The 13,537-nt window shown below is 69.8% G+C and carries 12 protein-coding genes; 10 read left to right on the top strand and 2 right to left on the bottom strand.

Translation table 11 applies throughout. From position 1 onward, the window contains the following. The first annotated feature begins 15 nt into the window (after window positions 1-15). The 6 genes from NV348_RS03020 to NV348_RS02995 all read left to right on the top strand — a co-directional run bounded on the left by NV348_RS03020 (window position 16) and on the right by NV348_RS02995 (window position 7,305). Window positions 16-1,506 carry a flavin-containing monooxygenase gene (locus NV348_RS03020; RefSeq protein ID WP_447145587.1) on the top strand — a complete coding sequence of 497 codons (1,491 nt, stop codon included), beginning with the start codon at window positions 16-18 and terminating at the stop codon, window positions 1,504-1,506. Between the two features lie 108 nt (window positions 1,507-1,614). Beyond that, window positions 1,615-1,956, top strand: a complete 342-nt coding sequence (gene yajC, locus NV348_RS03015) for a preprotein translocase subunit YajC (RefSeq protein ID WP_447145586.1) — start codon at window positions 1,615-1,617, stop codon at window positions 1,954-1,956. 105 nt (window positions 1,957-2,061) lie between these two features. Then, window positions 2,062-3,771, top strand: coding sequence for a protein translocase subunit SecD (gene secD, locus NV348_RS03010; protein WP_447145585.1), 1,710 nt, complete (start codon window positions 2,062-2,064; stop codon window positions 3,769-3,771). Next, entirely contained in the window at window positions 3,768-4,949 is a 1,182-nt protein-coding gene (gene secF / locus NV348_RS03005; RefSeq protein ID WP_447145584.1) for a protein translocase subunit SecF, read from the top strand. The genes secD and secF overlap by 4 nt, the downstream gene beginning before the upstream one ends. Before the next feature lie 23 nt (window positions 4,950-4,972). After that, window positions 4,973-6,685 carry an ABC transporter substrate-binding protein gene (locus tag NV348_RS03000; protein ID WP_447145583.1) on the top strand — a complete coding sequence of 571 codons (1,713 nt, stop codon included), beginning with the start codon at window positions 4,973-4,975 and terminating at the stop codon, window positions 6,683-6,685. Between the two features lie 47 nt (window positions 6,686-6,732). Then, window positions 6,733-7,305, top strand: a complete 573-nt coding sequence (locus NV348_RS02995) for an adenine phosphoribosyltransferase (protein ID WP_447145582.1) — start codon at window positions 6,733-6,735, stop codon at window positions 7,303-7,305. On the opposite strand, the gene NV348_RS02990 is transcribed toward NV348_RS02995, so the two are convergent. After that, the gene (locus NV348_RS02990) at window positions 7,295-7,906 is read right to left on the bottom strand and encodes a GNAT family N-acetyltransferase (RefSeq protein ID WP_447145581.1); all 612 of its coding nucleotides are present in this window, start codon (window positions 7,904-7,906) and stop codon (window positions 7,295-7,297) included. The genes NV348_RS02995 and NV348_RS02990 overlap by 11 nt on opposite strands. 257 nt (window positions 7,907-8,163) lie before the next feature. On the opposite strand from NV348_RS02990, the gene NV348_RS02985 reads away from it, so the two are divergent. From NV348_RS02985 to NV348_RS02970, 4 genes are all read left to right on the top strand, one after another. After that, window positions 8,164-9,741, top strand: a complete 1,578-nt coding sequence (locus NV348_RS02985) for an ABC-F family ATP-binding cassette domain-containing protein (protein ID WP_447145580.1) — start codon at window positions 8,164-8,166, stop codon at window positions 9,739-9,741. 256 nt (window positions 9,742-9,997) lie between these two features. Beyond that, the gene (locus tag NV348_RS02980; protein ID WP_447145579.1) at window positions 9,998-10,945 is read left to right on the top strand and encodes a hypothetical protein; all 948 of its coding nucleotides are present in this window, start codon (window positions 9,998-10,000) and stop codon (window positions 10,943-10,945) included. A 26-nt stretch (window positions 10,946-10,971) separates the two neighbouring features. Next, the gene (locus tag NV348_RS02975; protein WP_447145578.1) at window positions 10,972-12,276 is read left to right on the top strand and encodes an adenylosuccinate synthetase; all 1,305 of its coding nucleotides are present in this window, start codon (window positions 10,972-10,974) and stop codon (window positions 12,274-12,276) included. 116 nt (window positions 12,277-12,392) lie between these two features. Continuing rightward, on the top strand, window positions 12,393-13,022 hold the full coding sequence (locus tag NV348_RS02970; RefSeq protein WP_447145577.1) for an NUDIX domain-containing protein: 630 nt from the start codon (window positions 12,393-12,395) through the stop codon (window positions 13,020-13,022). 42 nt (window positions 13,023-13,064) lie between these two features. Here NV348_RS02970 and NV348_RS02965 read toward each other — a convergent pair whose 3' ends face one another. Next, window positions 13,065-13,529, bottom strand: coding sequence for a metallophosphoesterase family protein (locus NV348_RS02965; RefSeq protein WP_447145576.1), 465 nt, complete (start codon window positions 13,527-13,529; stop codon window positions 13,065-13,067). Between the last annotated feature and the right edge of the window lie 8 nt (window positions 13,530-13,537).

Raw genomic sequence — 13,537 nt, 5'->3', positions numbered from 1 at the left:
ATGTGGAGGTTCGGCGTGGCACCTCAAATGGACGCGGTCGTGGTCGGGGCGGGTTTCGGCGGTATCGGTGCCGCCATCGAGCTCGACCGGCTCGGACTGCGCGATTTCGTGATCCTCGAGCGCGAGGACGACCTGGGCGGCACCTGGCACGTGAACCGGTATCCCGGCCTGGCGGTCGACATCGCCTCGGTGACCTACTCCTATTCCTTCGAGCCGAATCCGCACTGGACCCGGCTGTTCGCCCCCGGCGCCGAGCTGAAGAAGTACGCCGAGCACGTCGCCGACAAGTACGACCTGCGCAGGCGGATGCGATTCGGGACCGTGGTCGACGGCGCCCGCTGGGACGAGGACAACCAGCAGTGGGTGGTCTCGATCGCCGGCGGTGAGACCGTCACCGCGCGCTACCTGCTCACGGCCACAGGGTTCCTGTCCCAGCCCTACACCCCGCCGTTCCCCGGTATCGAGTCCTTCGCGGGCAAGATCATCCATACCACCGACTGGGACGACAGCTACGACCTGACCGGGCGCCGGGCCGCCGTCATCGGCACCGGCGCCACCGCGGTCCAGCTGGTGCCCGAGGTGGCCGAGAAGGTCGACGCGCTGACCGTCTTCCAGCGCACCCCCATCTGGGTGGTACCCAAGGTCGACGCCCCGATTCCCGGCGCCGTCCAGAGACTGTTCGCCAAGGTGCCGCTCACCCAGAAGGCGGCACGGCTGGCCAACACGAGCATGCTCGAGGCTCTGATGGTCGTCGGTGTGCTGCACTACGCGCAGGCCAAACCGCTGAACAAGGCGGCGGCGGCACTGGCCAAGGCACACCTGTTCGCTCAGGTACGCGACCCGGAGACCCGGGCCGAGCTCACCCCGCACTACGACTTCGGCTGCAAGCGCCCGACCTTCTCCAACACCTACTTCAAGACGTTCAACGAGCCGCACGTGCGGCTGGAGACGAATTCGATCGACCACATCGAACCCGACGGCATCGTCACCGCCGACGGGCACAAGACCGAGATCGACACATTGCTGCTGGCCACCGGCTTCAACCTGTGGGACGTGAACTTCCCGGCCATCGAAATAGTCGGCCGGGACGGGGTGAATCTCGGAAAGTTCTGGCGCGACAATCGCTTCCAGGCCTACGAGGGCATCACCGTGCCCAAGTTCCCCAACTTCCTGAGCCTCAACAGTCCCTACTCCTACAGCGGGCTGTCCTACTTCACCACGATCGAGGCCCAGATGAAGCACATGGGCAGGCTGTTCACCGAGCTGTTCCGGCGCGGCGAGCAGACCTTCGAGGTCACCGAGCGGGCCAACGCCGAGTTCCTGGACCGGGTCACCGGCAAGCTGGGCTCCTCGGTGTTCTACGGCGGCGACTGCGCCACCGCGCGCAGCTACTACTTCAACCAGCACGGTGAGGCGGCGCTGTTGCGCCCGACCAGCACCGCCAACGCGCACCGTGAGGCGGTCACCTTCCCGCTCGACGACTACACCTACGGCCGCTCCGCCTGAACGGCGCGCGGAGGTCGTGACGGTGTCCGGTGTGTCGCCGAGGCGGGGAACTGGCAGACTGTCAGGCGTACTTGCACGTCCACCACTGACTAGGGACTGACTTCGACGATGGACTTCCTGTTTCCGCTGCTGATCCTCGCCCTGCTCGTGCCGATGTTCTTCGGTATCCGCAAACAGAAGCGGGAGGCCGAAAAGGTCTCGTCGATGCAGGAGGGTCTGAAGGTCGGTGACCAGGTCGTCACCACGTCGGGCCTGTACGGCACCGTCGTCGACCTCGACGACACCACCGTCGACCTGGAGATCGCCGAGGACGTCGTCACCACCTGGCTGCGTCAGGCGATCCGCGAGGTGCGGGCCGAGGAGCAGGCGGTCGAGGAGGCCACCCCCGCGACCGACGCCGCCGTCGAGGAGTCCGCGGAGCAGACCGAGACCCGGCTGACCAAGGACTGATCGCACTCCCTCGTCGCCGGTGCCCCGCGCCGCGGACCGCACCGGCGCGGGCATCGTCGTGCCCACCCGTTCCGACCTCGACTTCCGCCTAGGAGATGACCTGCTGTGCCACCTTCCCAAGGATCGGCGCATCCGTACCGGTTGCTCGGCGTCTACGCCGCGCTGCTGGCCGTGATCTACGCGCTGGTGTTCTTCACCGGTGACCATTCCCCCACGCCCAAGCTCGGCATCGACCTGCAGGGCGGTACCCGCGTCACCCTGACCGCGCGCACCCCCGACGGCAGCAGGCCCAGTCAGGACAGCCTGAAGAAGGCCCAGGAGATCATCGAGAACCGCGTCAACGGTCTCGGCGTCTCCGGCTCCGAAGTGGTCATCGACGGCGACAACCTCGTCATCACGGTGCCCGGTGAGGACAGCCAGCAGGCCCGCGCGCTGGCCACCACCGCCAAGCTGTACATCCGGCCGGTGCTGGCCGCGACGCAGCCGCAGGTCGGTGGCGCCGCTCCGCAGGTGCCGCCGACCCAGGGCGGGACGCCGACAACGAGCGCGCCCGCGCCCGGTGAGACGCCCGCCCCCGCGACCGGTGAGACCACCGCTCCCGCGGCGGGCGAGCCGACCACCCCGGCCCCGCAGTCGCGGGTGTTCCCGGCGCAGGCACCGCCGACGCCGACCCCGGCCCCCGGTGGCACCTCCACCCAGCAGCAGCAGGCCAAGGAGATCGCCGACGCCAAGGCGCTGCGGCAGAGCACGGACCAGTCCGTGCAGCAGATCGCCATGGCGAGCATGGACTGCACCAAGCCCGACCCGCTGGCAGGCAACGACGACCCGACGCTGCCGCTGGTCACCTGCTCGCAGGACGGCACCGAGGTGTTCCTGCTCGGCCCGAGCCGCATCGACGGCCAGGAGATCGCCGACGCGACCTCCGGCCTGAACTCCCAGCAGGCCCGCCACGAGGTGAACCTCGAGTTCAAGTCCTCGGGTGCGGACGCCTGGTCCGCGCTGACCGGTGAGTACGTCTACAAGCGGGTCGCGTTCGTGCTCGATTCGAAGGTCGTCAGCGCGCCGCAGGTGCAGCAGGGCCCGCAGCTGGGCGGCCGCACCTCGATCTCGGGCAGCTTCACCGCCGACAGCGCCGCGGAGCTGGCCAACACGCTCAAGTACGGTTCGCTGCCGCTGTCGTTCCAGACCTCGGAGGCGGAGACGGTCTCGGCGACGCTGGGCCTGTCCTCGCTGAAGGCGGGTCTGCTCGCCGGGGCGATCGGCCTGATCGCGGTGCTGCTGTACTGCCTGCTCGTCTACCGGATGCTCGGCCTGCTGGCCGGATTCTCGCTCATCGCGGCCGGTGCCGCCGTCTACGGCATCATCGTGCTGCTCGGGCGCTGGATCGGGTTCACCCTCGACCTGGCCGGTATCGCCGGTCTGATCATCGGTATCGGTCTCACCGCCGACTCGTTCGTCGTGTTCTTCGAACGGATCAAGGACGAGATGCGCGAGGGCCGTAGTTTCCGCTCGGCCGTGCCGCGTGGCTGGGCCAGGGCGCAGCGCACCAACCTGTCCGGTAAGACGGTCAGCCTGATCGCCTCGGTCGTGCTGTACCTGCTCGCCGCCGGCCAGGTGAAGGGCTTCGCCTTCACCCTCGGTATCACCACCGTTCTCGACGTGATCGTGCTCTACCTGGTTACCGCGCCGCTGATGATGATCGTCTCGCGCTCGCCGTTCTGGGCGAAGCCGTCGGTGAACGGTCTCGGCTCGGTGCAGCAGATCGCCAGGGAACGCGCCGCGGGCCAGGCCAGGCCGAAGGAGATGTCACGATGACCAACGCCCATCCCACCGACGAGTCGGTGTACCTGGACCAGGCCGAGGCGTCGCAGGCCCCGAAGCACGGGTTCTTCGAACGGCTCTACACCGGTACCGGCGGGTTCCCGATCGTCAGCCGCCGCAAGCTGTTCTACGGCATCGCGGCCGCCCTGCTGCTGATCTCGGTGCTGAGCATCGGGGTGCGCGGCTTCACCCTCGGCATCGACTTCGCCGGCGGTTCGCGCATCCAGATCCCGGCCGCCGACATCTCCACCCAGCAGGTGGAGGACGTCTACGCGCAGACCCTGGGCCACGGCCCGGTGTCGGTGCAGAAGGTCGGCTCCGGATCCTCGGCCACCATCCAGGTGCGCTCGGAGACGCTGGACGTGGCGCAGACCGAGCAGGTCCAGAGCGCGCTGTTCGACGCGTTCCAGCCGAAGGATTCCGACGGCCAGGTCAGCCGCAACGCGATCAGCATCGCCGAGATCAGCGAGACCTGGGGCGGGCAGATCACCAACAAGGCGCTGCTCGCGCTGGGGGTGTTCGTCGCGCTCACGATGATCTACATCGCGATCCGCTTCGAGCGGGACATGTCGATCGCGGCGATCGTGTCGCTGTTCTTCAACCTGATCGTCACGGCGGGCATCTATTCGCTGGTCGGGTTCGAGGTGACCCCGGCCGCGGTGATCGGTCTGCTCACCATTCTGGGGTACGTGCTCTACGACAACGTGGTCGTCTTCGACAAGGTCGAGGAGAACACCCGTGGCGTGCTGCACCTGAACAAGCGCACCTATGCCGAGCAGGCGAACCTCGCCGCCAACCAGACGCTGATGCGCTCGATCAGCACCACCATCATCGGCATCCTGCCGATCATCGGCATGCTGGTGATCGCGGTCTGGCTGCTCGGTGTCGGCACGCTCAAGGACCTCGCGCTGGTGCAGCTGGTCGGCATGATCGTCGGCGCCTACTCCTCGATCTTCCTCGCCGTGCCGGTGCTGGTGTCGATCAAGGAGCGCTGGGGCCCGGTGGCCGCGCACACCAAGAAGGTGCTGGCCAAGCGCGCCGCGGGCCCGGCCGGTGCCCGGGTGCCGGTCGGCGCCGCCGCGGGTGTGCCGCGTGGTCCGCGTCCGAGCGACGCGGGTGCGCCGCGGCCGGGTGCCCGGCCCAGCGGGAAGCGGCACAAGAGAAGGAACTGACGGCGACAGCAGGGGGTCTCATCATGCGACGCGGCACGATTCGGCTGATCACCGTGCTGGCCACGGCGGCCGTGAGCACCGGCCTGGTGGCGGGGTGTTCGAGCAAGAACCAGGTGCCCTCCATCGGGTACGCCGTCGACGCGGCGGTCGCCAGCTACAACGGCGGCAGCACGCTCGGGGCGAGCAGTGGCGCGGCCGCGGTGTTCGGCCGGGTGCTGACCGGGTTCTTCTACACCGGACCGGACGGTCAGCAGGTCGCCGACACCGACGCGGGTACCGCGAAGGAGGTGCCGGGCGAGACGCAGACCGTGCAGTACCGGCTCAACCCGGACGGGGTGTACTCCGACGGGGTGAAGACCTCCTGCGACGATCTGGTGCTCGCCTGGTCGGCGCGCTCGGGCCGGTTCACCCGGCCGGGTGACCGCGGCCCGGTGCCGCTGTTCGACGCGGCGAGCACCGCGGGCTACGCCGACATCGAGCGGGTCGACTGCCAGCCGGGCTCCAAGGACGCGACCGTGGTGTTCCGCCCCGGCAGGCACTACCTGCCGTGGCGAACCCTGTTCACCGCCGCCGAGCTGATGCCCGCGCACGTGGTGGCGCAGGCGGTCGGCGTGCCGAACCTGGTGAACGCCCTGCAGACCGGTGACGGCGCGGTGCTCGGCCGCGTCGCCGACTTCTGGAACGTGGGCTGGACCATGAAGGCGGGTTCGCTCGACCTGACCAAGTTCCCGTCCTCGGGGCCGTACCGGATCGAATCCTTCACCGCGAAGGACGGTTTGGTCCTGGTCGCGAACGAGAAGTGGTGGGGCAGTCCGCCGTCGACCAGCCGGATCGTGGTGTGGCCCAAGGGCACCGACTATGCGGCCAAGGCGAAAGAGAACGCGGTCGGTGTGGTCGATCTGGGTGCCGGGTCGGTCGCCGACCTGACCCTCGACGGCTTCGACGAGCAGACCGTCGCCAGCCGCAGCGCCGAGCAGCTCGTGCTCGCCACCGGCGGGGTGTTCGGCCCCGTCGAGGTGCGCCGCGCGTTCGCCCAGTGTGTGCCGCGCCAGGCGCTGTTCGACACGCTGGGCAGGACGGGCGAACCGCCGAAGAGCGGACTCGGCGCCGGCCCGTTGAACGCCCATGTCGTGCAGCAGGATTCGCTGTACTACCCGGCGGTGATCGGTGCGGCCGATCGCTACCAGGGCGCCGACATCCCGGCCGCGACGGCGACCTTGGCCTCGGCGCGCGCCGCGCAGCCGACCGTCCGGATCGGCTACCAGGCCCCGGACGCGCGCCGGGCGAAGACGGTCGCCATGATCGCCGAGTCCTGCCGCGGGGCGGGGATCACCGTGGTCGACGCGGGCGCACCGGATTTCACGCCGACCAGGCTGGCCGAGGGCGCGGTCGACGCGGTGCTCGGCGGCACCGCATCGGTCCCCGGCCCGGCCGGCTCGACCACCGGCGTGGCCGCGTTCGCGGCGTTGCGGGCCGGTAGCGGCCTCGATGTCGGTGGTTTCGCCAACGGTCGCTACGATGCGATCACCGATCAGCTTGCGGGCGAGACGAACTCGACCGTGACGCTGAATCTGCTGACCGAGGCCGAGAACCTGCTGTGGGCGCAGCTGCCGAGCATTCCGTTGTTCGCGACGCCGCGTCTGATTGCCTTCGGCAACGGCATGCAGAACGGGATCGCCGGGCCGACCCAGGCCGGAACCGGATGGAACATGGATCGCTGGGTGTTGCAGCGATGAGCAGTGGTGGCAGTCACGCGGGGCGTGACCGTGAGGGAGAGATGTCGATGAGCAAGCACGCGGTGGTCGAATCCGACGACCAGGTGAGCGCGCGGTCAAGCAAGGCCGCCGACGCGGTGTCGCGGTTGACCCGCTGGCACGACGACTTCCCCACTCCGGGTGTGCGTTTCGCCGATCTGACCCCCGTGTTCGCCGACGCCGAGGGCTTCCACGCGGTCATCGATTGCTTCGCTGCCGTGGCCCCCGACGCCGACATCGTCGCCGGGGTGGACGCGCGGGGCTTCCTGCTCGGCGCCGGCGTCGCGGCCACCCTCGGCACCGGCGTGCTCGCCATCCGCAAGGGCGGCAAGCTGCCGCCGCCGGTGGTGTCGCGCGAGTACCAGCTCGAATACGGTTCCGCCGCACTGGAAATCCCGGCCGACGGGGTCGAGCTCGCGGGCAAGCGCATCCTGCTGCTCGACGACGTGCTCGCCACCGGCGGCACGCTCGCCGCCGCGGCCGCCCTGTTCCATGAGGTCGGCGCCGAGGTGATCGCCGCGGCCGTCGTCCTGGAACTCGAGTTCCTGCAGGGCCGCGAGCACCAGGGTGCCTACCCGGTGACCTCGATCCTCACGCTGTAGCCGCGCGCCACATCAGCCACAGCGGCGGGCCGCCGGGGATGCGGATCTCGTCGGTCACGGTGAATCCGAAGCGTTCGTAGTACCCGACGTTGTCGGGGTTGCTGGATTCGAGATAGGCGGCCGCGCCCTCGGCGTCGATCCGGTCGAGCCGGGAGCGCAGCAGGGTGTGGCCGTAGCCGGCGCCGCGATCATCGGGGCGCGTACCGATCATCGCCAGGTACCAGTGCGGGGTCGAGGGATGGTGCTTTTTGAGCAGGTCGCCGACCGTTTTGCCCGCACCGGCGCGGCGCCCGAAGGCGTGGATCAGGCCGGGCACGACGCGCAGCTCGGCGCTCGCGGCGGGCTGCCGATCCGGCGGCGTCCAGAGCGCGGCGCCCGCGACGGAACCGTCGGGGCGGACCGCGAGGTCGGAGGCGTCGGCGGGGAAGAAGATGTGGCGGGCCATGGTCGCGAAGAACCGGGGCAGGCCGGTGGCGCGCTTGTGCTCGTCGGGCAGGATCCAGCTCATCACCGGGTCGTGCTGGAACGCCGCGCCGAGCGCGTCGGCGGCGGCACGCACATCTCCCGGCTCGGCGGCGCGTACTCGTCTGGGCTCCGTCATCGCGGTCCTCCGGGTCACTGGGCCCAGCCTCCGATGGCTGGGAATCGCCCCGGCGTCCAGGCTAGCGTCGTCTCGCGGGGTGGGTGATCGGGCTCACGGTGCCGGAAAAAGGGGTGGCGCACGGGCGCGGGGGAGTGTTATCAATGAATGGTCTTGTTCCCGGCGATCGGAGTCATGCGTTGATTTCTTGAGGTAGCGCTCCCGGACGGTCCGCATTCTGCGCACCGTGTATCCGTCGCACCTCACAGGGGATCCGCATGACCTCTCTTTCTATTTCCGATCTCTCCTTCCACTGGCCGGACGGCACCGTCGTGTTCGACGGGCTCGACGCCGTCGTCGGACCCGGCCAGATCGGCCTGGTCGGTAGCAACGGCGCGGGCAAATCCACCCTGCTGCGGCTGATCACCGGTGCGCTGCGCCCGAATCGTGGCTCGATCACGGTGCCGGGGCGGATCGGCTACCTGCGCCAGGACCTCGGCATGCAGACCGGGCAGCGGGTGGAGACCGTGCTCGGCATCGCCGAGGTCCGGGCCGCGCTGCACCGCATCGAACGCGGCGAGGGCGAACCCGAGGACTTCGACACCGTCGGGGTGCACTGGCAGATCGAGGACGAGGCGATCGCGCTGCTCGGCAAGCTGGGCTTGGACTATGTCGCCGGTTCCGTCGACGACCTCGACCGCACCCTCGACACGCTCTCCGGCGGTGAGACGGTGCTGCTCGGGCTGGTCGCCGAACTGCTACGCGAGCCCGACGTGCTGCTGCTCGACGAGCCGACCAACAACCTCGACGCGGTCGCGCGCACTCGCCTCTACGAGGTGATCCGGCAGTTCCCCGGCACGGTCGTGGTGGTCAGCCACGACCGGGAACTGCTGGACCGGATGGATGGCATCGCCGAGCTGCGAGCCGGTGAGATCCGGTCGTTCGGCGGCAATTTCAGCGAGTACGAGCGGATCGTCGAGCAGGAACAGGAGGCGGCGCGCGCAGCGGTGCGCGACGCCCGCAGCGATGTCCGCAAGCAGGCCCGCGAACTGGTCGAGGCGCGGACCAAACTGGACCGCAGGCAGCGGTTCGCGCAGAAGATGCAGGACAACAAGCGGGTGCCGAAGATCGTGGCGGGGCTGCGCAAGAACGCCGCCGAGGTGTCGGCGGGCAAGCTGCGCACCTCGCACCTCGAGAAGCTCGACTCCGCGCGCGAAACCCTCGACCAGGCCGCGGAACTGGTGCGCGCCGACCGGGAGATCCGGATCGACCTGCCCGGTACCCGGCTGTATCCGGGCCAGGACGTCGTCACGCTGGAGCAGGCGCGGCTGGCCAACGGTCCGGTGGTCGACCTGCGGGTGAGCGGACCGGAGCGGATCGCGCTGACCGGGCGCAACGGTGCGGGCAAGTCCACGCTGCTGCGCCGGATCGTCGACGAGCGGCCGAAGGTGCCGTGGCGGCTGCTACCCCAGCGGCTCGACGTGTTCGACGAGACCCGCAGCGTGTTCGACAACGTCGCCGACGCCGCGCCACACGCGAGCGCCGAGCAGATCCGGGGTCAGTTGGCGCGCTTCCTGTTCCGCGGTGGCGATGCCGATATCGCGGCCTCGGCGCTGTCGGGGGGTGAACGGTTGCGGGCCGCGCTGGCGACCCTGCTGCTCGCCGAACCGGCGCCGAAACTGCTGATGCTCGACGAGCCGACCAACAACCTCGACCTGCCCAGCCTGGGGCATCTGACCCAGGCGCTGGCGAGTTTCGAGGGCGCGCTCATCGTGGTCAGCCACGACGCGCGCTTCCTCGACGACATCGGGGTGACCCGCACCCTCGAACTCACGCCCGAGGGGCTGGTCGAGTAGCGCGGTGATCGCGAGCCACGGACGCAGATGCGGACGCAGCCGCCGGATGCTGCCGTCGGGGTCGAGGTCGAGCACCATCGCCCCGGTCCTCCGGAGCGGACCGAACCTGGTCTCGCCCAACAGGATCCGTGGCATCTCGGTCCCGGCGGAGTGACACTCGATGTTCGGTGGCGCCGCGGGATCTCCCTGGGCCCTTGACGATCGTTGTTTTGGTTGAATAGACTAAAACAACGAAAAATGAGAGGGAGTGGTTCTGATGGGGTACGGGCATTGGGATGACACCGCGTACCGGGCGGGCAAGACGTTCCGGGCGCGGGCGGGAGAAGACGACTTCGGCTACACCGCGCAGATGCGGGAGCAGCCGTACGACACGTGGTGTGCGCATCCGCTGCTCGATCCGTTCGGCGTCGGGGTGCGGGAGTGCCGGGACTCGGCCGAGCACGGGAATTCACTGCCGGTGGCGGTGCTGTTCGACGTCACCGGGTCGATGGGGCGGGTGCCGCGGATCATGCAGGACAAGCTCGGGAAGTTGCACGGGCTGCTGAAGAGCAAGGGGTACGCGCAGGATCCGCAGATCCTGTTCGGGGCGATCGGGGACGCCGACACCGATCGGGTGCCGTTGCAGATCGGGCAGTTCGAATCCGACAACCGGATGGACGAGCAGCTGCGGGCCATCCTGCTCGAAGGCGGCGGTGGTGGGCAGAAGTCCGAAAGCTATGAGCTGGCGGCCTATTTCCTGGCCGAGCACGTCGCGACCGACGCGTGGGACAAGCGCGGGAAGCGGGGTTACCTGTTCATCATCGGCGACGAGCTGAACAAGCCCCGCCTGGCCGCGCGGCACATCAGAGCGGTCATCGGCGATCACGTGCGGCGCGATGTGTCGGTCGAATCGATCTATCGCGAACTCGAGCAGCGCTGGCACGTCTACTACATCCTGCCGAATCAGTCGTCGTACTACCGGGATCCGGAGATCGCCGATCACTGGCTGGGCCTGCTCGGCCAGAACTTCCTGAAGCTCGACGATCCCGGCGCGGTGTGCGAACTGATCGCGCTGACCATCGGGCTGGGCGAGGACCGGGTCGACGTCGACACCGGCCTGGCCGACCTGCGAGATGTCGGATCGGTCGACGAGGCCGACGCGGTGAGCCGGGCCCTCGGCGCGAAGCCGCCCAGGGGAGTCCGCGCGCTGCCGCCGGGCAAGTGACACACGGAAAAGGACGGGGCACAACCATGTCGGGTGCGGAGCACCTCGTTGTCGTCGATCTGGGCTTCGGTGACGCGGGCAAGGGCGCGACGGTCGACTGGCTGTGCGCACCGGCGGCGGGCCTCGGGGTGTCGGCGGTCGTGCGGTTCAACGGCGGTGCGCAGGCCGCGCACAATGTCGTTGCCGACGGCCGCCACCACACCTTCGCCCAGTTCGGCGCGGGCACCTTCCACGGCGTGCCGACCGTGCTCTCGCGGCACATGCTCGTGGAACCGATCGCGCTCGCCGCCGAATCCGAGCGGCTCGCGGCGCTGGGGGTGCGCGATCCGCTGGGGCTGCTCGCCGTCGACGGCCGGGCCCTGCTCACCACGCCGATCCACATCGCGGCGAACCGTGCCCGCGAGGACGCGAGGGGTTCCTCGCGGCACGGCTCCTGCGGTCGTGGCATCGGTGAAACCGCTTGGTACGCGCTGGAACACGACGCTCCGACGGTCGCCGACTGCCGGACGCCCGCGCTCCTGCGCGACAAACTGGACCGGCTGGCCGCGCACTACGACGCGCTGATCGGGCCCAGTGCGCACGGCTACGAATCGATCGACGCGCTGGTGGCGATGTACCGCGATTTCGCCGCGGCGGTCCGCGTGACCGATGACGGCGAGCTCGCACGGGCGGCGGCGCGGGGCAGGCTCGTGTTCGAAGGCGCGCAGGGTGTGCTGCTCGACGAATGGCGCGGACTGCACCCGCACACCACCTGGTCGACGGTGGAACCGCGCCACGCCCGCGCCATGATCGCCGGGATCGGCGGCACCGCCACCGTGCTGGGTGTCACCCGGACCTATATGACCCGGCACGGCGCGGGCCCGCTGCCGACCGAAGCACCACTGGGAAACCCGGAGCCACACAACGGCACCGGTCCCTATCAGGGCGCGTTCCGGCAGGGGCACCTCGATCCGATCCTGCTGCGATACGCCGTCGAGGTCTGCGGTGGGATCGACGGGTTGGTGGTCAACCACCTCGATGCGCCCGGAAGCCGGTGTGCCGCAGCGGCATACGACACCACGGCGGGTCCGGTCACCGCGCTGGCCCCCGGCCGGTGGCGTGATCTCGAGCACCAGCAACGGCTCACCGACCGGCTGTCGACGGCGACACCGATCCTCGAACCGGTCGTCGGCGACCCGGCGGACTGGCTCGCCCGCCGTCTCGGTGTGCCGGTGGTGCTGACCGGCCACGGACCGGATCGGCGGGACCGCATCGTGCGCCGACCCGTGCTCGGCGCGGGCTCGGTGCCCATCGGGGACCGCGTCGTCGCGACTGCCGCACGGTCCGCGTGAGCGGACCCGAAGCGCCGGGCTGGGCCTGGAGCGGGCGTGGCGGCGGTTCACGCATCGAGAACGCGACGGCAGCGGAGGTTCCCATCGGGCGCGCGCTTGCGGCAGGATGGGACGACGTGGAGCAATCCGTCGTATCGATCGATGTTGTCACGTTGCGGTGCTGGGCGGCCGACAGCGCGGTGCGCATCGGGATCGCCGCTCGCGAGTTCGAGCCGTTCACCGGCGAACTCGCGCTGCCCGGCGTACTGCTGGGCCGGGGTGAGCGGCTGGCCGAGGCCGCCCGGCGGGCGGTGCACACCAAGCTCGGCGTGCCGGTCGAGGCGATCGGCGCGGTCGGTCAGCTGGTCACCTTCGACGAACCGCATCGAGATCCGCGCGGGCCGACGCTGTCGATCGCCATGTGGGCGGTCGTCGCCGAGCACGAGGGGCCTGCCGAGTGGGTCGAGTTCGACGCCGTGCCGCCGCTGGCCTTCGACCACAACCGGATCGTCGAGACCAGTCGTGGTCTGCTCGCCGGCCTGCTGTGGAAGGACCAGGCGCTGACCAGGGCGCTGGCGGGCGAGGAGTTCCCCGCCACCCGCGCGGTCGACCTCAGCACCTCGCTGCACGGCACCCGCCCCGACCCGGCCAACCTCAACCGCACGCTGGCCGCGATCCCGGGTCTGGACCGCACCGGCGAACGGCGGCGGGTGAAGGCCACCGGTCGGCCCGCGGTCGTATGGGCCTTCGGCGACACGGAGCGATAGGACCCGTACCGGCATGCCCCGGGTGACGTGTCGTCGGTCGGGCTAGGTCGCGGGGACGGGCAGGTCGTAGACCGCGTAGGTCCGGCGCAGCACCGGGTAGGAGACATTGCGCACGGGAATACCGCCAACGGTCTGCCCGCACTCGCTGCCCGCGTGCGCATGGCCGTGCAGCGCGAAGGTGGCGCGGCCCGCGTCGATCGCCTCGCCCGTGGCATGACACCCCAGTCCCGGATAGATGGACGTGGGCTCACCGACGAGCGTGTCGATGACGGGGGAGAAGTGGGTGAGGGCGATCCGGGTGGCGCAATCCAGGCCCTCGAGCGCCGCGCGCAGGCGTGCGGCGTCGACCGGGCCGCGGCGCATCCTGGCCCGATGCTCGGCCGATCCGGAATCGGGATCTCCCGGGTGGCCGGGGAAGCCACCGGATCCGCCCATCACGCCGGCGACGGCGGGTCGCAGATGCAGGTCGGCGGTGGCGGCGAGACGGATCGGCGCGAAGTTCCCCACTCGCCAAG

This window comes from Nocardia fodinahabitans (assembly GCF_052983615.1).
The sequence above is the reverse complement of the archived record's forward strand: the minus strand, read 5'-3'. Positions and strand labels throughout refer to the sequence as shown.

What these genes read in the sequence shown, in the direction of transcription:
- yajC (WP_447145586.1), top strand. Translation starts at nt 1,615, where the DNA reads ATGGACTTCCTGTTTCCGCTGCTGATCCTCGCCCTGCTCGTGCCGATG.
- secF (WP_447145584.1), top strand. Translation starts at nt 3,768, where the DNA reads ATGACCAACGCCCATCCCACCGACGAGTCGGTGTACCTGGACCAGGCC.
- NV348_RS03000 (WP_447145583.1), top strand. Translation starts at nt 4,973, where the DNA reads ATGCGACGCGGCACGATTCGGCTGATCACCGTGCTGGCCACGGCGGCC.
- NV348_RS02995 (WP_447145582.1), top strand. Translation starts at nt 6,733, where the DNA reads ATGAGCAAGCACGCGGTGGTCGAATCCGACGACCAGGTGAGCGCGCGG.
- NV348_RS02990 (WP_447145581.1), bottom strand. Translation starts at nt 7,906, where the DNA reads ATGACGGAGCCCAGACGAGTACGCGCCGCCGAGCCGGGAGATGTGCGT.
- NV348_RS02985 (WP_447145580.1), top strand. Translation starts at nt 8,164, where the DNA reads ATGACCTCTCTTTCTATTTCCGATCTCTCCTTCCACTGGCCGGACGGC.
- NV348_RS02980 (WP_447145579.1), top strand. Translation starts at nt 9,998, where the DNA reads ATGGGGTACGGGCATTGGGATGACACCGCGTACCGGGCGGGCAAGACG.
- NV348_RS02975 (WP_447145578.1), top strand. Translation starts at nt 10,972, where the DNA reads ATGTCGGGTGCGGAGCACCTCGTTGTCGTCGATCTGGGCTTCGGTGAC.